This window comes from Flavobacterium sp. WC2430, assembly GCF_040822075.1.
Classification (GTDB): Bacteria; Bacteroidota; Bacteroidia; order Flavobacteriales; family Flavobacteriaceae; genus Flavobacterium.
Map to the genome: position 1 here is coordinate 1,337,712 of NZ_CP162007.1, position 20,368 is coordinate 1,358,079.

At 34.0% G+C, this 20,368-nt stretch carries 16 protein-coding genes and 1 riboswitch; of the genes, 12 read left to right on the top strand and 4 right to left on the bottom strand.

What is annotated here, in order from left to right:
* Positions 1–105: 105 nt before the first annotated feature.
* Positions 106–2,571 (top strand): sodium-translocating pyrophosphatase, encoded by a 2,466-nt coding sequence (locus tag AB3G36_RS05780; protein WP_367756908.1) that lies wholly within the window; start codon positions 106–108, stop codon positions 2,569–2,571.
* A 108-nt stretch (positions 2,572–2,679) separates the two neighbouring features.
* Here AB3G36_RS05780 and AB3G36_RS05785 read toward each other — a convergent pair whose 3' ends face one another.
* The 3 genes from AB3G36_RS05785 to metK form a co-directional block, all read right to left on the bottom strand.
* Positions 2,680–3,294 carry a deoxynucleoside kinase gene (locus AB3G36_RS05785; protein ID WP_367756910.1) on the bottom strand — a complete coding sequence of 205 codons (615 nt, stop codon included), beginning with the start codon at positions 3,292–3,294 and terminating at the stop codon, positions 2,680–2,682.
* On the bottom strand, positions 3,294–4,085 hold the full coding sequence (locus AB3G36_RS05790) for a hypothetical protein (RefSeq protein ID WP_367756911.1): 792 nt from the start codon (positions 4,083–4,085) through the stop codon (positions 3,294–3,296). The genes AB3G36_RS05785 and AB3G36_RS05790 overlap by 1 nt, the downstream gene beginning before the upstream one ends.
* 122 nt (positions 4,086–4,207) lie before the next feature.
* A complete protein-coding gene (gene metK, locus AB3G36_RS05795) occupies positions 4,208–5,458 on the bottom strand; it encodes a methionine adenosyltransferase (RefSeq protein ID WP_367756913.1) in 1,251 nt (416 codons plus the stop codon).
* Between the two features lie 804 nt (positions 5,459–6,262).
* Between metK and AB3G36_RS05800 the strand changes: the two genes are divergently transcribed.
* The 5 genes from AB3G36_RS05800 (at position 6,263) to AB3G36_RS05820 (ending at position 12,602) form a co-directional block, all read left to right on the top strand.
* A complete protein-coding gene (locus AB3G36_RS05800) occupies positions 6,263–6,469 on the top strand; it encodes a hypothetical protein (protein WP_367756916.1) in 207 nt (68 codons plus the stop codon).
* Positions 6,470–6,644: 175 nt separating this feature from the next.
* A riboswitch (SAM riboswitch) is annotated at positions 6,645–6,753 on the top strand.
* Positions 6,754–6,833: 80 nt separating this feature from the next.
* Positions 6,834–10,220, top strand: coding sequence for a bifunctional aspartate kinase/homoserine dehydrogenase I (gene thrA / locus AB3G36_RS05805; RefSeq protein WP_367756919.1), 3,387 nt, complete (start codon positions 6,834–6,836; stop codon positions 10,218–10,220).
* Positions 10,221–10,324: 104 nt separating this feature from the next.
* Positions 10,325–10,759 (top strand): OsmC family protein, encoded by a 435-nt coding sequence (locus AB3G36_RS05810; RefSeq protein WP_367756921.1) that lies wholly within the window; start codon positions 10,325–10,327, stop codon positions 10,757–10,759.
* An 86-nt stretch (positions 10,760–10,845) separates the two neighbouring features.
* Entirely contained in the window at positions 10,846–12,018 is a 1,173-nt protein-coding gene (locus AB3G36_RS05815; RefSeq protein ID WP_367756923.1) for a PLP-dependent aspartate aminotransferase family protein, read from the top strand.
* Positions 12,019–12,191: 173 nt separating this feature from the next.
* The gene (locus tag AB3G36_RS05820) at positions 12,192–12,602 is read left to right on the top strand and encodes an Rrf2 family transcriptional regulator (RefSeq protein WP_367756925.1); all 411 of its coding nucleotides are present in this window, start codon (positions 12,192–12,194) and stop codon (positions 12,600–12,602) included.
* Between the two features lie 92 nt (positions 12,603–12,694).
* Here the strand turns inward: AB3G36_RS05820 and AB3G36_RS05825 are convergent, their stop codons facing one another.
* Positions 12,695–13,477 carry a sulfite exporter TauE/SafE family protein gene (locus AB3G36_RS05825; RefSeq protein WP_367756927.1) on the bottom strand — a complete coding sequence of 261 codons (783 nt, stop codon included), beginning with the start codon at positions 13,475–13,477 and terminating at the stop codon, positions 12,695–12,697.
* Between the two features lie 205 nt (positions 13,478–13,682).
* On the opposite strand from AB3G36_RS05825, the gene AB3G36_RS05830 reads away from it, so the two are divergent.
* The 6 genes from AB3G36_RS05830 to AB3G36_RS05855 all read left to right on the top strand — a co-directional run bounded on the left by AB3G36_RS05830 (position 13,683) and on the right by AB3G36_RS05855 (position 20,237).
* Positions 13,683–14,384, top strand: coding sequence for a phosphoadenylyl-sulfate reductase (locus tag AB3G36_RS05830; RefSeq protein ID WP_367756929.1), 702 nt, complete (start codon positions 13,683–13,685; stop codon positions 14,382–14,384).
* Positions 14,385–14,464: 80 nt separating this feature from the next.
* A complete protein-coding gene (gene cysD, locus AB3G36_RS05835) occupies positions 14,465–15,364 on the top strand; it encodes a sulfate adenylyltransferase subunit CysD (RefSeq protein WP_367756931.1) in 900 nt (299 codons plus the stop codon).
* Positions 15,365–15,477: 113 nt separating this feature from the next.
* Positions 15,478–16,722 carry a sulfate adenylyltransferase subunit 1 gene (locus AB3G36_RS05840; protein WP_367756933.1) on the top strand — a complete coding sequence of 415 codons (1,245 nt, stop codon included), beginning with the start codon at positions 15,478–15,480 and terminating at the stop codon, positions 16,720–16,722.
* Positions 16,723–16,791: 69 nt separating this feature from the next.
* Entirely contained in the window at positions 16,792–18,882 is a 2,091-nt protein-coding gene (locus AB3G36_RS05845; RefSeq protein ID WP_367756935.1) for a nitrite reductase, read from the top strand.
* Positions 18,875–19,669: a uroporphyrinogen-III C-methyltransferase gene (gene cobA, locus AB3G36_RS05850; protein WP_367756937.1), complete on the top strand. Its 795-nt coding sequence runs from the start codon at positions 18,875–18,877 to the stop codon at positions 19,667–19,669. The genes AB3G36_RS05845 and cobA overlap by 8 nt, the downstream gene beginning before the upstream one ends.
* On the top strand, positions 19,656–20,237 hold the full coding sequence (locus AB3G36_RS05855; protein WP_367756939.1) for a bifunctional precorrin-2 dehydrogenase/sirohydrochlorin ferrochelatase: 582 nt from the start codon (positions 19,656–19,658) through the stop codon (positions 20,235–20,237). Before cobA ends, AB3G36_RS05855 begins: the two co-directional genes overlap by 14 nt.
* Positions 20,238–20,368 lie beyond the last annotated feature (131 nt).

Below are 20,368 nucleotides of genomic sequence, written 5' to 3' on the forward strand. Positions count from 1 at the left end.
CTATAAATTTTACAAAAAAAGCAATATTCTATAAAGAGTATTGCTTTTTTTATTTAAATTCGTTTCCTATACTATTGATTATTAACCAAAAACCAAAACGAATTTATGAATACAATTATGATTTACTTGCCAATAGTAATGGCATTTGTTGGACTTCTGTTTATGTGGGTTAAAAGAGCTTGGGTTTTAAAACAAGATCCTGGAGATGGAAAAATGAAAGAGATTTCAGATCATATCTACGAAGGAGCATTAGCATTTCTTAAAGCAGAATATAGGTTATTAACATTTTTCGTAATAGGAGCAAGTATTGCATTGGCAGGTGTTTCTTATTTTGTACCGACTACAAATATATTAATCGTGGTAGCTTTTGTTTTTGGAGCTTTTTTTTCTGCCCTTGCGGGGAATATGGGAATGAAAATAGCAACTAAAACAAATGTAAGAACAACACAAGCCGCTCGTACTAGTTTGCCACAAGCTTTAAAAGTTTCTTTTGGTGGTGGCACAGTAATGGGATTAGGTGTAGCAGGTTTGGCCGTTCTAGGGTTAACTTCTTTCTTTATTTTCTTTTTTCATTACTTCATGAATGGGGTTTGGACTTCTAATGAAGACATGACAATTGTTCTAGAGACATTAGCGGGGTTCTCACTTGGTGCTGAATCTATCGCTTTGTTTGCTCGTGTAGGAGGTGGTATTTATACTAAAGCAGCCGATGTTGGCGCTGATTTAGTAGGTAAAGTAGAAGCAGGTATTCCTGAAGATGATCCTCGTAATCCAGCAACTATTGCTGATAATGTGGGGGATAATGTAGGAGATGTAGCAGGTATGGGGGCCGATTTATTTGGTTCTTACGTAGCTACCGTTTTAGCGGCTATGGTACTGGGTAATTATGTTATCAAAGATATGGGTGGGAAAATCGAGGATGCCTTTGGAGGAATCGGTCCTATATTATTACCGATGGCTATTGCTGGTTTCGGAATATTGTTTTCCATCATCGGAACGATGCTGGTAAAAATTACTGATGTGAATGCTAAAGAAGCTCAAGTCCAAAAAGCGTTAAACATCGGGAACTGGGTTTCTATTGGTTTAACTACCATTGCTTGTTATTTTTTAGTGCAATATATGTTACCTACAACAATGAAAATGGAATTTTTTGGTGAAGGAATACAGGATATCTCTTCAATGCGCGTATTCTACGCTACTATCGTAGGTTTAGTAGTTGGGGCAACAATTTCATCAGTAACGGAGTATTATACAGGATTGGGTACAAAACCAGTAATGGCAATTGTACAAAAATCAAGTACTGGAGCTGGAACTAATGTTATTGCAGGATTAGCAACAGGAATGATTTCTACTTTTCCAACAGTTTTATTATTCGCAGCCGCGATTTGGACTTCATATGCTTTTGCAGGATTTTACGGTGTGGCTTTAGCAGCTTCGGCAATGATGGCGACTACAGCGATGCAATTAGCAATTGATGCTTTTGGACCGATATCTGATAATGCTGGTGGAATTGCTGAAATGAGCGAATTGCCAAAAGAAGTACGTACTAGAACAGATATTTTAGACTCTGTAGGGAATACTACAGCGGCAACTGGTAAAGGTTTTGCTATAGCTTCTGCAGCATTGACTTCATTGGCTTTATTTGCTGCATATGTAACTTTTACAGGGATTGATGGAATTAATATTTTTAAAGCACCTGTTTTGGCCATGCTATTTGTGGGTGGAATGATACCAGTGGTTTTCTCCGCATTAGCGATGAATTCGGTAGGAAAAGCTGCTATGGATATGGTGTACGAAGTGCGTCGTCAGTTTAAAGAAATTCCTGGAATTATGGAAGGAACTGGCAAACCCGAATATGCAAAATGTGTTGATATTTCTACAAAAGCCGCATTACGTGAAATGATGTTGCCGGGAATCTTGACCATTGGTTTTCCGATTGCAATTGTAATACTTGGTAAAGTAGTTTATGGCGATAATAACCAATTGATTGCGGAGATGCTTGGAGGTTATATGGCTGGTGTAACCGTTTCTGGAGTACTTTGGGCTGTTTTTCAAAATAATGCTGGTGGTGCTTGGGATAACGCTAAGAAATCCTTTGAGGCAGGTGTTCTAATTAATGGAGAAATGACGTATAAAGGATCTGATGCGCATAAAGCAGCAGTAACTGGAGATACTGTAGGTGACCCATTCAAAGATACTTCAGGGCCATCTATGAATATTTTAATTAAACTTACTTGTTTGATAGGATTAGTTATGGCACCAATTTTAGGTAATGGTAGTCATACTATTTCTGATTCTAAGGCTAGTTGTTGTATGACAACTGGGGCATGTACTTCGATGTCTAAAGAAGAATGTATTGCAAAAGGATGTACAAATCCATCTTGTGAACACATGATGTCAGGGAATAAAATGATGCATGAAGAAGTCTCTAAACAAATAATGATTGAAAAAACAAGTGTAAACGGAACTGTTGTAGGAACAGTAACTACAACTGTTAATGGAAAAATAGATACCCAAGTTTTTGAAGGCACGGATGCTGAGGTTCAGGCAAAAATTGATGCTTTGAAGTAATGCTATTTACTTATAACGAAAAATGCCTCATGAAAGTGAGGCATTTTTCGTTATATATTTTAATTGAGTTATGGTTCCTTTTTCCTAGCAATAGAGTCGGGGAAAGGACTAAAATAATCCGTTTATTTCGGTGTCAATACGATGTATGATGCCTCCTAAATCTTCTGGGTTGTCGACAAAATTAATATTATCAACGTCTATAATAAGTAACTTCCCTCTATCATAAGTATGAATCCATGCTTCATAGCGTTCGTTCAAGCGACTCAAATAATCAATAGAAATTGTGGATTCGTATTCGCGACCCCGTTTATGTATTTGGCCCACTAAGTTAGGAATGGAACTTCTTAAATAAATCAATAAATCGGGTGCTTTAACTGTTGATTCCATTAATTCAAAGAGAGAACTGTAATTCTGGAAATCACGATTTGTCATCAATCCCATAGAATAAAGATTGGGAGCAAAGATGTGAGCATCTTCATAAATGGTTCTATCTTGAATTATTTTTTTACCACTTTCACGAATTTGCATTACTTGACGGAAACGACTATTCAAGAAATAAATTTGTAAATTAAAAGACCAACGTTCCATTTGATGATAGAAATCATCCAAGTAAGGATTGTCGACAACATCTTCAAAATGGGGTTCCCACTTAAAATGTTTTGCTAATAAACGTGTTAAAGTTGTTTTTCCTGATCCAATGTTTCCTGCTACTGCTATGTGCATTATGGTATTGTGATTTTATAATTTGTAATTCCCTCTGATGTAAAAATAGATAAAATTTGGTCTTTGTAGCTGAAATTTTTAAAGGTTTTTTCTAAAATTTCAATTTCATATTTTTCATTTTTATATATATCCTCAATACTGAGGGTTGAATTATTAGAAATAAGATATTGGTTTTCGTTGATGATCGCTATTTGATCAAAATTGACTGTTTTTGCCTTTGTAGTTATTTTGCCAAAACGGTTGCAAGAATACCAATTGTTTTTTTTATCGACCCAATAAAATGTTGTAAGATTGGATTGGTAGTATTTTATACTTTCAGGAAACGAAGTTGAGATAGATTTATATTCGTTTTTTAAATAATCATATAAGCCTATTTGCTGATTCAAACTATTGTACACCCACAATTGGTTTTGGGAAGCTATTCCTACTGCATTTGTAACTATTGGAGTTGGGTTTTCTGAAAAGTTTATCTTTTGAATTTCATTCAATTGATTGTCTAAAATGATAACCGAATTGAAGTTTTCGTAAAATAAAATAATTTTCAAAGGATTTTGAATGTCCACTTTTGAGATTTTTCCTAAAGCAATATTTTTATAGTCTAACGATTCACCGTCTTTAGTTTTGGTGAACACATTATTTTTAATGGTGTAATGAAAACCAAATTGGTCGTAACCTATAAATTCATCAGCATCGATTGCAATGTAATTTAACTTTGAAGCAAATAGCATTTTGTTCTGTCCAAAAACAGTAGCGATCGAGCTAAAAAAAAATAATACAATCAAGTTTTTCATAATGCAGGCAAATTACAAAAAAAGCATTATACTATTTTTTTTATTTTATAAGAATATAACTGGTGCAAAATGAAAAACCCAGCTAAAGAGCTGGGTTTTTTGTATAACTGAATTTAAATTAATTACAATCCAAAAGCCGTTTTAACTTGGTCAACAAAGTCTAATTTTTCCCATGTGAACAACTCAACTTCAACAGTTTTTGTTAATCCTCCTGGAGCAGAAAAAGTTTTCGTTACCGTTTCAGGTGTACGTCCCATATGTCCGTAAGCAGCTGTTTCACTGTAGATAGGGTTTCTTAATTTTAAGCGTTGTTCAATAAAGTAAGGACGCATATCAAAGATTGCTTCTACTTTTTTAGCAATTTCACCGTCAGTCAAGTTCAATTTTGATGTTCCGTAGGTCTCAATAAAGATTCCCATAGGTTTAGCAACACCAATAGCGTACGATACTTGTACTAAAATTTCACTAGCAATACCAGCAGCAACCAAGTTTTTAGCGATATGTCGAGTTGCATAAGCAGCACTTCTGTCTACTTTACTAGGGTCTTTACCTGAGAATGCACCTCCACCATGAGCACCTTTTCCACCGTAAGTATCCACAATGATTTTTCTACCAGTCAAACCAGTATCTCCATGAGGTCCACCTATTACAAATTTACCTGTTGGGTTAATGTGGTAGTGAATCGCATCGTTAAATAAATGAGCGCTTTTTGGGTTTTTTGCAATGATTCTAGGAATCAAGATTTCCACAATATCTTTCTTGATTTTAGCAAGCATAATCGCTTCTTCGTCAAAATCATCATGTTGAGTTGATATAACAATCGCGTCAATACGAGTTGGGATGTTATCATCACTATATTCAAGTGTTACTTGAGATTTAGCGTCAGGACGTAAATAAGTGATTGCTGTATTTTCACGTCTTAATAGGGCTAATTCTTGTAATAATTTATGAGATAAATCAAGTGCCAATGGCATATAATTCTCTGTTTCGTTTGTAGCGTAACCAAACATCATTCCTTGATCACCCGCTCCTTGTTCTTCTGGATTAGAACGGTCAACACCTTGATTAATATCTGCTGATTGTTCGTGAATTGCCGAAAGAATACCACAAGAATTGGCTTCAAACATATATTCGCTTTTGGTGTAACCGATCTTTCTGATTACTTCACGAGCAATGTTTTGTACATCTAAATAGGTATTTGATTTTACCTCACCTGCTAAAATTACTTGACCTGTAGTCACTAAAGTTTCACAAGCTACTTTTGAATCAGCGTCAAATGCTAAAAAGTTATCAATTAATGCGTCTGAAATTTGATCTGCAATTTTGTCTGGATGTCCTTCGCTCACAGATTCTGACGTAAATAAATAAGCCATAATAATTTTTATTTTAAAATTAAGCGAGGAAAAATAATTGCAAATATCGAGCTAAAGGAGAGTTTCTGCTTTAGCATTTTTTCTACTGAAAAATTTTCAGTATTCATAATGAATTCGTTTCATTATGAAGAGGTTGCAATCAGTTCAAATTTTTCCTCTTGTATTTGGGTGCAAATGTATGAAACCATTTTGAATTGCAAATTAAACTTAACTATTTTTTAAATTAAAAATCAAATTAAATAGTACAACTGGTTTGAGGTAGTGATTTTTAAAAAAGTAACAGGAGTGCCAGTTTAAAACGGAAAAGTAATTGATTTCATAACATTATCACTGTTATTTGTTAATAGTATCTCTGTTTTTCATTTTAAAGATGAAAATATCGTTAAATAGTTGTGAATTATTTGGAAGATACAGAATTAAATAAGATATTTGTTTCAGTAAAAAATATCAAAGATGAATTTTAATATTTGTAAACAATTTGTAGTCCTATCGAAGAAATTCGGGAGCTAGTTATTGCTTTAAATTATATATAATATAGCAAAAGCCTCCCAAGACAATTGGGAGGCTTTTTTAATTTATACAAATAGTACGATTCATAAAAATAAATAAATGAAAATATTTTCAAATAAAAAGATTCAGATAGTTGTCGCAATGTTTTGCGATAAGGTCTGTTGATTCCAAAAGTATAAGTTTTATATAACTTGAATCCTTTTGGTATTTTGTCCAAAAGGATTTTTTTTATTCTGGTATCTAAATTTTTTTAAAATAATAAAGAGAAAACAAACTAACTTAAATATAATTATCATGAATACAACTAACAAATTTTCAAGAACATTGGGGTTTCTAAGGAATTTAAGAGGCAAAAAAAATACGGACAACGGACTAGTTGTTGATGAATTAGTGAATCCAAGATTGGGAATGGAAATACCAGACTCAAAAAAATCTAAAAAAGCAGTTAATTCATTACAACTTTTAATGTATTCAAAAGAAAATGATACACTTTTCATTTAATTGGAAGTTGTTCAACATCCCTTTTGTACGCGAGTAATTTCTGAATAGTTATATTCAGCGATGCCTTGCGTTTTTTTGTTAAATATATTTTTAGCTAAAAATCAGAATGTTTAAAATTTGTTTGTTTAAAAAATTAGTAGTTAATTTGCATCATTAAGTTCACAAACGTATTGAAATGTTATAAAGAAAGGACGAGGGATTAGACCCGATGAAGCCTTAGCAACCCTTTGAGAAATCGAAGAAGGTGCTGCATTCTACCACTCCCAAAAGTGGAAAGATAACAACAAGAAATTCTCTAGTAATTCCCTAGTTTTTTCTTTCTAATATTTCCAAATACAAATCAAAATCAATAAAAGATTTGACATTGGAAAATAAACCAACACATATTACCTTACAAAATTTCACCACCCATAATGGTGCATTATACGCTAGCCTCAACTTAAGTTATCAAATTTTTGGTGCTCCGCTGCATACGGCTCCCATTATTTTAATAAACCATGCCTTGACCGGAAATTCACAAGTTATTGGAGAATCAGGTTGGTGGAATGATATCGTGGGTGTCGATAAAACTATTGATACTAGAAAATATACGATCGTCTCTTTTGATGTACCAGGTAATGGCTTCAATTCGGCTACCATAGAGAATTACAGAGATTTTATCGCCAGAGATATTGCTAGGATTTTCATCGAAGGACTTCGGTTTTTGAAAATTGATAGTTTATTTGCTCTCATTGGCGGTTCTGTGGGTGGTGGAATTGCTTGGGAAATTTTAGCTTTGGAACCTAAATTGGCACAAAACTTTATTCCTATTGCTACTGATTGGAAAGCGACAGACTGGTTGATTGCTAATTGTTATTTGCAAGAGCAAATCCTTAATAATTCTAAAAAACCAATTGAAGACGCGCGTATTCACGCCATGTTGTGCTACCGAACACCTGAATCTTTCAAAGAAAAATTTAATAGGGATATCAATGTGCAACTCGAAACATTTCAAGTAGAAAGTTGGTTGAATTACCACGGAGAAAAACTAGAAAAAAGGTTTCAACTATCTGCTTATAAAATGATGAATCAATTGTTGAAAACAATTGATATTACTCGGAATCATGAGTCTTTAGAATCGATTATTTCAAAAGTGGATGCCAATATATACATTGTAGGAATCAATTCGGATTTGTTTTTTACAGCAAAAGAAAATCGAGAAACCTACAATGAAATTAAAAAATTTAAAAATAATGTATTCTATAGTGAGATTGACTCACAACACGGGCACGATGCCTTCTTGATGGAATACGAACAATTAGACAATTTATTAGAAGTTGTTTTTAAAAATAAAAAGCAGATGAAAATAGTAAAATTTGGTGGAAAATCTTTGGCTAACGGCGAAGGAATCAATACAGTTTTGGATATTATTGAAAGTAAAGTAAAGCAAGAAGAAAAAATTGCTGTTGTAGTTTCGGCACGTGGCAAAGCAACAGATGAGCTTGATGATATTTTAACCATCGCTGCCAAAAACGGAAACTATAAGCCTTTACTAGAAAGTTTTAAAACCTATCAAAAAGACGGTTTTGACGCAGTAGATTTCTCGGCTGAATATGATAAACTAGACAAACTATTTGAAGGGGTAAGTTTAATTGGCGATTATAGCCCTAAAATCAAAGACCAAGTTTTAGCGCAAGGTGAGGTGCTTTCGGCAAAATTATTGGTATTTTTATTGAATCAAAAAAACATTCCTGCAAAGCTGGCTGATACAAGAGAGTTGATTGTAACTGACTCAAATTTTGGTGATGCACAACCATTAGACGCTCTTTCTAAAAAGAATATTATCCAAGTTTTTAAAGAAAATAAAGATTTCGTTCTAGTACTTACTGGTTTTATTGGTTCTAATGGGAAACAAGAAACAACCACTTTGGGTAGAAACGGAAGTAATTATACTGCTTCATTAATTGCTAATTATATTAATGCCGAGGAATTACAAAATTTCACGCATGTTGATGGGATTTATACTGCTAATCCAGAATTGGTTTTAGACGCAAAGAAGATTGAATCGTTGTCGTATAACGAAGCGAATGAAATGGCTAATTTTGGCGCGAACATTTTACATGCGAAAACAATTATTCCGTTATTAGAAAAAAATATTCCACTTCGAATTCTGAATACGTTTAATCATGAAAATAAAGGAACGTTAATTACTTCTAACTCTAATGCTGCAGGAATTAAAACATTGTCTGTTTTAGAAAATGTGTCTTTGGTAAATTTAGAAGGAAGAGGATTACTAGGAAAAACGGGTGTTGATGCGCGTATTTTTAGAGTGATGGGTGATAATGATATTAGTGTAAGTATTATTTCGCAAGGTTCTTCTGAAAGAGGAATTGGTCTTGTGGTTGCTGCTGATAAAGCGACAAAAGCCATGATCGAATTAGAAAAAGAATTCGAAAATGATTTTTATTCTAAGGATGTCAATAAAATCACGGTGACTGATAATGTATCGGTGATTTCGATTATTGGGCAAGATCTAAGTACTTTTCATAAGCCCTATACGGCTTTGATAAAAAACAAAATTGTTCCTATTTTATTCAACAATACTGTTACAGGTAAGAATGTCAGTTTAGTGGTTAAAAAATCAGAACTAAACAAAGCATTGAACGTAATTCACGGAGAGATTTTTGGAGTGGCCAAGAAAATTAACATTGCCATTTTTGGTCATGGATTAGTGGGTGGAACATTAATCAATCAAATTTTAGAATCGGCCAAAGCCATCGAAAAAAGAAAAGACGTTAAGTTGAATGTGTTTGCTATTGCTAATTCTAGAAATGTCCTTTTGAATAAAAATGGAGTTTCGGCTAACTGGAAAAATGAAATTCAAACTAACGGTGCTTCATATACGATTGATGATGTAATTGCTTACGCAAATGAGCACCATCTAGAGAATTTGATTGCCGTTGATAATACAGCTAGTGCAACGTTTGTAGAGAACTATATTCCGCTTGCCGAAAATAGTTTTGATTTAATCTCCTCCAATAAAGTGGCCAATACATTGAGTTATGGTTTTTATAAAGAACTTAGAAAAGTATTGGCTGATAATCAAAAGAATTATTTGTATGAAACCAATGTTGGTGCAGGTTTACCGTTAATTGACACGATAAAATTATTGCATCTTTCCGGTGAAAATATTACTAAAATAAAAGGAGTTTTCTCAGGAACATTGAGTTATTTATTCAATAATTTCTCGGCTAAGGATGTTCCTTTTAGCGAAATATTGAAAGAGGCTATTGATAATGGATATACTGAACCAGACCCAAGAGAGGATTTGTGTGGGAATGACGTAGGAAGGAAATTGTTGATTTTGGCAAGAGAATTGGATTTACAAAACGAATTTGAAGAAATTGATATTCAGAATTTAATTCCAGAGCATTTACGTGAAGGAAGTGCCGCTGATTTCTTGACTAAACTGAAAGAATTTGATCCTATTTACGATAAAATAAAAACAGACCAAAAGCCAAATCATGTCTTGAGATACATTGGAGAATTGTCAGGAGATTTGCAGCATGACAAAGGGATTTTGGAAGTAAAATTAGTTTCCGTACCTTCGGATACCGCTTTAGGAGGATTGAAAGGTTCTGATTCTTTCTTCGAAATTTATACGGAGTCGTACGGAGATCGACCAATTGTAATTCAAGGAGCTGGAGCAGGTTCAGCAGTTACTGCCAGAGGAGTTTTTGGAGATATATTAAGATTATCGGATAAAGGGTAATGATTTAAGATTGTAGAGTAACTATTTTTGATTTCAGATTTAAAAAAATAATAAAATCCGCGTTTGCAAATCCGTTTCATCCGCGTTCAAATAAATGCATAACTATGAAAATCACATTAAATAGAGTAAATGACAATTTCCATTTCGAATTAAAAAACGAACGTGGGCATATTGTAAACGTAGATAGCCGTCCAGAATTTGGTGGCGATGATCAAGGACCAAGTCCGATGGAATTAGTGTTAATGGGAGTTGCAGGATGTAGCGCCATCGATATGATTTCGATTCTAAAAAAACAAAGACAAGAAATTACTTCGTTCAAAGCTGAGGTTGAGGGAGAGCGCGTGCAAGTAGGAGAAGCAAAACCTTTTAAAGATATTCACTTGGTTTTTTACTTAGAAGGAAACATAAAAGAAGATAAAGCAGCCAAGGCAGCACAATTGTCTTTCGATAAATATTGTTCCGTTTCTAAAACATTAGAACCTACAGCAACAATTCACTATAAAGTGGTTTTGAATAATGTTGAATTAGCTAAAATTTAAAATTTATAATTATTCGTTTAAGAAGGAGCGCGTTGAATTTTTCATTTCCAACAACTTTAAACCTTAAACTTGAAACAAAAATAAAAATGAGCGAACAAGAATACGGTTTTGAAACACAAGCCATACGTAACCAATTAGAAAGAACACAATATTTAGAACATTCAGTTCCTCTGTACTTAACATCAAGTTTTGTATTTGAAGATGCTGAAGACATGCGTGCTTCTTTTGCTGAGGAGAAAGATAGGAATATTTATAGCCGTTACAGCAATCCCAATACTAACGAATTCATAAACAAAGTTTGTAAAATGGAAGGTGCTGAAGCGGGATTTGCTTTTGCATCTGGTATGGCAGCCGTCTATTCTTCTTTTGCAGCTTTGTTGCAATCAGGAGATCACATTGTGTCTTCTAGTAGTGTTTTTGGAGCAACGCATTCATTGTTTGTAAATTATTTTCCAAAGTGGAATATTGAAACAACGTATTTTGATATCAATAAACCTGAAACCATTGAAAGTTGTATAAACCCTAATACGAAGATTCTTTTTGCTGAATCACCAACTAATCCCGCAGTTGATATTATAGATTTGGAACTGTTAGGGGCTATTGCTAAAAAGCACAATTTGATTTTGATTATTGACAACTGTTTTGCAACTCCATATATTCAGCAACCTATAAAATGGGGAGCGCATTTGGTGGTGCATTCTGCAACTAAATTAATGGACGGTCAAGGACGTGTTTTGGGAGGAGTAACAGTTGGTGATGCGGAATTGATTCAAAAAATCTATTTATTTTCACGACTTACAGGTCCTTCGTTATCACCATTTAATGCTTGGGTATTATCAAAAAGTTTAGAAACATTGGCGATTCGTTTAGATAGACATTGCGAAAACGCATTGAAAGTAGCAGAGTTTTTAGAACAGCATCCTAATATAAATAGAGTAAAATATCCATTTTTAAAATCGCATCCACAATATGAAATTGCTCAAAAACAGATGAAGTTGGGTGGAAACATTGTGGCTTTTGAAATAAAAGGCGGACTAGAAGCAGGACGAGCGTTTTTGGATAAAATAAAACTATGTTCGCTTTCGCCAAATTTAGGAGATACAAGAACAATCGTGACGCATCCAGCATCAACAACGCATACCAAATTATCTGTCGAGGAAAGATTAGCAGTAAGTATTACTGATGGATTAGTGCGTGTTTCAGTAGGATTAGAAACCGTAGCCGATGTTATTGCCGATTTAGAGCAAGCACTTTCGTAACGATTATTGAATGTAGAGTAACGATTTTTGATTTCAGATTTTCTGTAAATCAAAAATCGTTTTTTTTATGTGATTTGTATTAAAAATAACATATTTTTGTTTTTATTCAAGTGTTAACTGATTATTTAAATCAAAAATCGCTATTCTTCACTAAAGAATCAAAACTCTTTAACATGCTTTCAAAGAAAACAAAATACGGAATCAAAGCTTTGACTTTTTTGGCCCGCCAAGAAGATCAAACTCCTGTTGCTATTGCTGATATTGCAAAAAGTGAAAACATTTCGATAAAATTTTTAGAAAGTATTTTGTTGCTTTTGCGTCATTCAGGTTTTTTGGGTGCCAAAAAAGGAAAAGGGGGCGGTTATTATTTAATCAAAGATCCGAAAGAGATCAATATGGCTAAAGTGTACCGTATTCTCGAAGGGCCAATCGCTTTATTGCCTTGTGCTAGTCATAATTTTTATGAAAAATGTGATGACTGTACTGATGAAGCTGCTTGTGCAGTGCGTAAATTAATGACAGAAGTGAGGGATAATACACTGAAGATACTCGAAAACAATTCCTTGGCTGACATTGCTTTTTAAGTAATATACAATCAAAAAAAGACCATTTCATTGTGTTCAAGCAATGAAATGGTCTTTTTTTACTCTTTTATTTTATTAAACTCTCGCTTAATCTAAAAAACTAGTTTGTATCCAACGAAGAATAACATTATTGCTATAGCATTTCTAAGGAATAAATCGGGTACTTTCCCACTCAGCATACTTCCTATATAAATTCCAGGAAGAGAACCTATTAACAATTGACCTAATAATCCAAGATCTAAATTACCCATTGTTGCATGTCCTAAACCTGCTACAAGCGTTAAAGGGACTGCGTGCGCAATCTCGGTACCAACCAATTTAGGTGTTGCTAAAATTGGGTATAGAAAAAATAAAGTGACTGTCCCTAGTGCTCCAGCACCTATTGAAGTCAGGGTTACTGTTGCCCCTAGCAATACACCAATGGCAACGGTTAGTGCATTTTGAGTTTTACTTTCACTGTGAAACTTGTCACCAGAATGTTTTTGAGAAAAAACTAAAAGTTTCTTTTTAAACAAAACGGCTATAGAGGTTAATAGTAATGCCCAACCTAAGCTGTATTTGATTACTGCATTTAGTGCTGTAATGTCTGTTTTTATGCTATGTAGTATCCATAGAGTTAGTAATGCCGCGGGAACACTACCTAGAGAAAGCCAACCTGTAATTGTCCAATTGATATTTTTTTTCTTATGGTGAACATAAACCCCACCCATTTTAGTAAAAGCAGCATATAATAAATCAGTCCCTACAGCTGTTGTTGGAGGGATACCAAACCATAATAAAATGGGCGTCATCAAAGAACCGCCTCCTACACCTGTCAGTCCAACAATGAAACCGACGGTTAAACCTGCAACTACTAATCCTATTTGAAAATCCATAAAAAAAAATATTTTGGACAAAAATAACAACTATTTTATAATTATCCTATAGGCAAGATAGACTAATGAGAAAAATATTTGTACCAAATTAAAATTAAGCACAAAAAACGAAAAAAATATTTTGTTATTTAGAAATAAGTACTACTTTTGCATAGTAATCTACTAAACCGATAGGGTAATAGATTTTTTAATTAAAAAAAGTGAAATGAGTGCATCAATAGTACATACGCTAATAGAAAAAACAAAAGACTTCTCGATTGAGGAAACTTTTAGCTTTTTGGCTAATGAATATAAAGATAAGGTGGTTTTTTCAACTTCTTTTGGGCAAGAAGACCAAGTTATAACCGCTTTAATTGCAAATAGCGATGTAGCTATTAATATCTTTACTTTAGATACTGGGCGTTTGTTTCAAGAAACTTACGATGTTTTTCATAAAACATTAAAGAAATATAAAAAACACATTGAAGTTTATTTTCCTGAAGCGTCAGATGTTCAAAATCTTTTAAATGCAAAAGGACCAAATAGCTTCTACGAGTCGGTTGAAAATAGAAAAGAGTGTTGTTTTATTCGAAAAGTAGCGCCATTAACTAAAGCTTTAAAAGGAAATTCAGTTTGGATAACTGGTTTAAGAGCGGAACAATCTGAAAACAGAAATGATTTGCAATTTTTTGAATATGACGCCAATTTCAATATTATAAAATTTAATCCTTTGTTAAAATGGACTTTAGAAGAAGTTCAAAAATATATAGACGATAATAATGTACCACAAAATGCATTACACAAAAAAGGTTTTGTAAGCATCGGTTGTGCGCCTTGTACAAGAGCAATTGCAGAAGGAGAAGACATAAGAGCTGGAAGATGGTGGTGGGAATCAAGTCACAAAGAATGTGGTTTACATCAGAAGTAATTATAAATTGTGAATTATAAATTATAAATGATTGTTGAGATCTTTAAATTTTTCAATCATTTAATCTTAAAATAATAAAAATGAGTTCAATATTAAAAACAAACGCATTAGAAAGTGAAGCAATATACATTTTCAGAGAAGTTATTTCTCAATTTGATAAGCCTGTATTGCTTTTTTCTGGAGGAAAAGATTCAATTACATTGGTGAGATTAGCTCAAAAAGCGTTTTTCCCTGCAAAAATTCCTTTTCCTTTATTGCACGTAGATACAGGACATAATTTCCCTGAAACTATTGAATTTAGAGATCGATTGGTTAAAGAGCTAGGGTTGGAGTTAATTGTTCGTAATGTGCAAGATGCTATCGATGAAGGAAAAGTAGTAGAAGAAACTGGTAAATATTCGAGTAGAAACAGTCTGCAAACAACAACTTTACTTGATGCAATTGACGAATTCAAGTTTGATGCTTGTATTGGTGGTGCGCGTAGAGATGAAGAAAAAGCAAGAGCTAAAGAACGTATTTTTTCTGTTCGTGATGATTTTGGTCAATGGGATGAAAAAAACCAACGTCCTGAATTGTTTGATTTATTGAATGGTAAAATTGAAAATGGACAAAATGTACGTGTTTTCCCTATTTCAAACTGGACTGAATTGGATGTATGGAGTTATATCGAACAAGAACAAATCGAGATTCCATCGATTTACTTTTCACACAAACGTAAAGTTTTCTTGAGAGACGGAATGATTTGGTCACACTCTCCTTTTGTTTATCAAGAAGAAAACGAAGAAATTGAAGAGCGAATTGTTCGTTTTAGAACAGTAGGAGATATGAGCTGTACAGCAGCAGTCGATTCGTATGCAGCGACAATTTCTGAAGTGGTAGGTGAAATCAGATTGTCTACTATTTCTGAACGAGGAGCTAGAATTGATGATAAACGTTCAGAAGCAGCGATGGAGAAAAGAAAACAACAAGGATACTTTTAGGATTATTTTAAATGTTGAATTTTAAATGTTGAATGAAAAGACACTCATTTTAAAATTCAAGCAACGATTACCATTTAAAATTCAAAATTTATAATTTAAAATAATAGAAACTGATGGAAGTTTTAAAAATAGCAACAGCAGGAAGTGTAGATGACGGAAAGAGTACATTAATCGGGAGATTACTATATGATACGCAATCCTTAACTACAGATAAATTAGAAGCAATAGAAAAAAGCAGCAAGCAAAAAGGATATGATTATTTAGATTTTTCTTTGGCTACGGATGGTTTAGTTGCCGAGAGAGAACAAGGAATTACAATTGATGTGGCGCATATTTATTTTTCTACGGCTAAAAAAAGTTACATCATTGCAGATACTCCAGGTCACGTAGAATATACACGTAACATGGTTACTGGAGCTTCAACTTCACAAGTTTCAATCATTTTGATTGATGCTCGTAAAGGAGTGATTGAGCAAACCTACCGTCACTTTTTTATCAATAATTTATTGAGAGTAAAAGAGGTAATTGTTGCTGTTAATAAAATGGACTTAGTTGATTATTCGGAAGAAGTATACAATAAAATTAAAGCCGACTTTCAAGCATTAAATGCTAAAAGTACTTTTAAAGAGCAAAACGTAAGTTATATTCCGTTGAGCGCTTTAACAGGAGATAATGTGGTGGAATCATTAGGCGGAATGCCATGGTACGAAGGACAAACAATCCTAGAACACCTAGAGGCTTTAGAGCCTGCAGATGTTTATGAAAAAGGAAAAGCACGTTTCCCTGTGCAAACCGTTATTAGACCAAAAACCGAAGAGTACCACGATTTTAGAGGGTATGCTGGAAAATTATACGGGAACAATATTAAAGTAGGAGATGCTGTAACGGTTTTACCTTCTTTAACAGAATCTAAAGTGTCAAACATTCACTTTTTTGATCAACAATTTGACGAAGCTTCAGTTGGCTCTTCAATTACAATCGAATTAGAAAATGATATCAATGTAACTAGAGGAGATATGATTGTAAAATCATCTGAATTGCCTAAAGTAGAAAAAGATATTAATACAACAGTTTGTTGGATGGACAGTAAAAAACTAGTTCCGGGAGCAAAATATTTTGTACAGCACAACACGAACCGAGTTTTAGCTAAAATTGACAGCGTGAAAAATGTAATTGCAACTGATTTTTCAGGAACCACAGCAGCGTCTCAATTAGCGATTAACGAAATAGGAGAAGTAAACATCAAGTTAAGCAAAGCAATATATTTTGATGCGTACAACGATAACAAATCAAATGGTGCTTTTATCTTAATTGATGCAGCAACAAATACAACTGCGGGAGTTGGATTTATCCGTTAGTTTTTGGCTTTAGCCAATAAAAAAATCCAGATTTAAGAATTACAGTACTTAGCTAATAAGCCAACACAGATGGAAAGTTTTAGAACCGAAATAGAGAATCCGATTGTTCAAAAAGAGATAATCGATTTAGAAAGAAAAATAGCCTTATTCAAAGACGGTAAAATTGATGACGAACGTTTTCGTAGTCTTCGTTTAGCACGTGGTGTTTACGGTCAACGTCAAGAAGGGGTGCAAATGATTCGTATCAAATTACCTTATGGTAAAGTGAGCAGCGAACAGTTGGAGCGTATTACAAAGGTTTCAGATGAATATTCTACTGGACGCTTGCATATTACAACCCGTCAAGATATTCAAATTCACTATGTGAGTTTAGATAGAACTCCGGAACTTTGGGCACAATTGGCAATAGACGATATTACACTTCGTGAGGCTTGTGGTAATACAGTGAGAAATATTACGGCTAGTGAATTAGCGGGAGTAGATGTTGACGAACCGTTTGATGTTTCGCCTTATGCACACGCCATGTTTCAGTTTTTCTTGAGAAATCCTGTTTGTCAAGAGATGGGGCGTAAATTCAAAATGTCATTTTCGTCTTCTGATAAAGATACGGCACTAAGTTACCTACATGATTTGGGTTTTATTCCAAAAATTGTTAATGGTGAGCGCGGATTCAAAGTAATGTTAGGTGGAGGATTAGGTTCTCAGCCAAGCCACGCTGAACTATTATCAGAATTTATTCCTGTAAACCAAATTATCCCAACAACAGAAGGGGTTTTAAGAGTTTTTGATCGTTATGGAGAAAGAGCCAAACGTTTAAAAGCACGTATGAAATTCTTAATCAAAGATTTGGGGCGTGACGAATTTTTGAGATTGGTAGACGAAGAGAAAAAAGCATTGTCTTACCAAACAGTTGAAATTGACACCACTGATTTTGATGGTGCTATTCCAGCCACTTTATTAGAAGTGCCAAAAGTTACTATCGAAGATACAGCTGCATTTGAAGCGTGGAAAAAATCAAATGTAATTGCTCAAAAACAAGCAGGTTACGTTGCAATTGGTATCAAAGTACTTTTAGGAGATTTTTATACGGATAAAGCGAGAATTTTAGCCAACTTAATTAAAAATTACGGAGCTAATGAACTGCGTTTTTCACTAAGACAAAACATTGTTCTTCGAAATATAAAAGAAGAAAACTTAGGGTTCTTCTACCAAGAATTAGCCAAATTAGATTTTGTAGCTTTAGGCTATGACACTATTGGTGATATTACAGCTTGTCCAGGGACTGATACTTGTAATTTAGGTATTGCAAGCAGTACAGGAATTGCCGAAGAATTAGAAAGAGTGTTGAAATTAGAATTCCCTCAATACAAAGACAACAGAGAAATTACTATAAAAATTAGTGGTTGTATGAACGCTTGTGGGCAACACAACATGTCGCAAATTGGTTTTCAAGGAATGTCTATCAACTCTGGTAAACTAGTAGCGCCAGCGTTGCAAGTGTTACTTGGAGGTGGGATTTTAGGTGATGGAAAAGGTCGTTTTTCGGATAAAGTAATTAAGATTCCAAGTCGTAGAGGACCTGATGCATTGCGTTATATCTTAAATGATTTCGAAGCAAATGCGAACGGATTGTCGTTTTTAGATTATTATGATGCAAAAGGGGAAAAATATTTTTATGAGTTCCTTAAACCATTAGCAGATGTTACCAATCTTACAGACGAAGATTTTATCGACTGGGGAAATGCCGATAATTATGTAAAAGCGGTTGGAGTAGGAGAATGTGCTGGAGTTGTAATTGACTTAGTAGCTACTTTAATCTTGGAAGCCAAAGACAAATTGACTTTCGCCCAAGAAGCTTTTGAAGACAAAAAATGGGCTGATGCGATTTACTTGGCATATGCAGGATTTGTAAATGGAGCAAAAGCATTGTTATTAGCTGAAAACCAAAAAACAAATCACCATGCAGGAATCATCAATTTGTTTGATACTGTTTTTGTTGAAACAAACAAAATTATTTTAGATTCTAGTTTTAAAGACTTGGTGTATCAAATCAATCAAAATGAACCATCTGAAGTGTTTGCACAAAAATACATTCAAGAAGCAATTGCTTTTTTTGAAAATATTGAAACATACAGAGCCAAAGATTTAGCAAATGCATAATACTATAAAACCCATAGTAACTTTAGTAGGTGCAGGTCCGGGAGATCCAGATTTGTTGACTATAAAAGGTGCGAAAGCATTGGCTGAAGCTAATGTGGTTTTATACGATGCTTTGGCTAATGAAGAATTATTAAGTTATGCTCCAAAGAGGGCTTTAAAAATATTTGTCGGAAAAAGGAAAGGATGTCACGCTTACACACAAGACCAAATCAACCAACTAATTGTAGATAATGCCTTGACTTATGGTCATGTCGTTCGTCTTAAAGGAGGAGATCCTTTCATTTTCGGCAGAGGAAGTGAAGAAATAGAGTATGTAGAAAGCTTTGGAATTCCTACATTTGTTGTTCCTGGAATTTCATCGGCTATCGCAGTTCCAGCATATCAAGGTATTTCGTTGACAAAAAGAGGAGTTTCGGAGAGTTTTTGGGTAATAACAGGAACGACCTCGGCTCAACAATTATCAACTGATGTGGCCTTGGCAGCTCAATCTTCAGCTACTGTAGTAGTACTGATGGGAATGAGCAAATTAGAAGAAATTGTTGCTATTTTCCAAAAAGAATCCAAAGGTGAAACACCTGTAGCGATCATTCAAAACGGTACGACTCCAGAGGAAAAAATAGGAATTGGAACAATAAACACGATTCAAAAAATTGTTGTTGAACAAAAATTAAGTTCTCCAGCCATTATTGTAATAGGTGCGGTAGTAGGTGATAGTAAGAAAAGGAAAGGGTTTTACAAAGAGTTAAAATCCAATCATAACAAACTATTAGTTTATGGAAAGGAATGAATTATATCCCGTATTTTTAAAACTACACAATCTTAGTGTCTTGATTGTTGGTGGAGGAAATGTAGGACTAGAGAAGTTGAGTTTTTTGTTAAAATCAAGTCCAAATGCTAATGTTGAGGTGGTAGCACCACGATTTTTACCTGAATTGGTAACATTGGCAGATAAGCACGAAACGGTTACATTGACCGATAGGAAGTTCAAGAAAAAAATGCTCAAAAAACGGCATATGGTTATTGCTTGTACGGATGATCTTGAAGTGAATAGAAGGATTTACAATTTGTCTAGAGAAAGATATCTCATTTGTAATATTGCCGATACGCCTGATTTATGTGATTATTATTTGGGAGGAATAGTGACCAAAGGGAATGTGAAAATTGCTATTTCAACCAATGGAAAATCACCAACAACAGCCAAAAGATTACGAGAATTTTTTGAAGAGGTTATTCCAGAAGACATCAATAAAATGGTCGAAAATCTAAACGAATATCGCAAAACCTTAAAAGGAGATTTCGAAGAGAAAGTTCAGAAGATGAATGAAATTACAGAATCGTTAAAGAATAAAGAATAGAACCGAGATAATAGGGTCAAGATTAAAGAACAAAGAATCCGAATGATATTTATCATTTATTTTTGAGATATTCATTCGTTCCTTTGTGAAAAGAATAATAAGTAAGAACAAGTATAACAAAAAAAACTCTA

What these genes read in the sequence shown, in the direction of transcription:
- AB3G36_RS05780 (WP_367756908.1), top strand. Translation starts at nt 106, where the DNA reads ATGAATACAATTATGATTTACTTGCCAATAGTAATGGCATTTGTTGGA.
- AB3G36_RS05785 (WP_367756910.1), bottom strand. Translation starts at nt 3,294, where the DNA reads ATGCACATAGCAGTAGCAGGAAACATTGGATCAGGAAAAACAACTTTA.
- AB3G36_RS05790 (WP_367756911.1), bottom strand. Translation starts at nt 4,085, where the DNA reads ATGAAAAACTTGATTGTATTATTTTTTTTTAGCTCGATCGCTACTGTT.
- metK (WP_367756913.1), bottom strand. Translation starts at nt 5,458, where the DNA reads ATGGCTTATTTATTTACGTCAGAATCTGTGAGCGAAGGACATCCAGAC.
- AB3G36_RS05800 (WP_367756916.1), top strand. Translation starts at nt 6,263, where the DNA reads ATGAATACAACTAACAAATTTTCAAGAACATTGGGGTTTCTAAGGAAT.
- AB3G36_RS05810 (WP_367756921.1), top strand. Translation starts at nt 10,325, where the DNA reads ATGAAAATCACATTAAATAGAGTAAATGACAATTTCCATTTCGAATTA.
- AB3G36_RS05815 (WP_367756923.1), top strand. Translation starts at nt 10,846, where the DNA reads ATGAGCGAACAAGAATACGGTTTTGAAACACAAGCCATACGTAACCAA.
- AB3G36_RS05820 (WP_367756925.1), top strand. Translation starts at nt 12,192, where the DNA reads ATGCTTTCAAAGAAAACAAAATACGGAATCAAAGCTTTGACTTTTTTG.
- AB3G36_RS05825 (WP_367756927.1), bottom strand. Translation starts at nt 13,477, where the DNA reads ATGGATTTTCAAATAGGATTAGTAGTTGCAGGTTTAACCGTCGGTTTC.
- AB3G36_RS05830 (WP_367756929.1), top strand. Translation starts at nt 13,683, where the DNA reads ATGAGTGCATCAATAGTACATACGCTAATAGAAAAAACAAAAGACTTC.
- cysD (WP_367756931.1), top strand. Translation starts at nt 14,465, where the DNA reads ATGAGTTCAATATTAAAAACAAACGCATTAGAAAGTGAAGCAATATAC.
- AB3G36_RS05840 (WP_367756933.1), top strand. Translation starts at nt 15,478, where the DNA reads ATGGAAGTTTTAAAAATAGCAACAGCAGGAAGTGTAGATGACGGAAAG.
- AB3G36_RS05845 (WP_367756935.1), top strand. Translation starts at nt 16,792, where the DNA reads ATGGAAAGTTTTAGAACCGAAATAGAGAATCCGATTGTTCAAAAAGAG.
- cobA (WP_367756937.1), top strand. Translation starts at nt 18,875, where the DNA reads ATGCATAATACTATAAAACCCATAGTAACTTTAGTAGGTGCAGGTCCG.
- AB3G36_RS05855 (WP_367756939.1), top strand. Translation starts at nt 19,656, where the DNA reads ATGGAAAGGAATGAATTATATCCCGTATTTTTAAAACTACACAATCTT.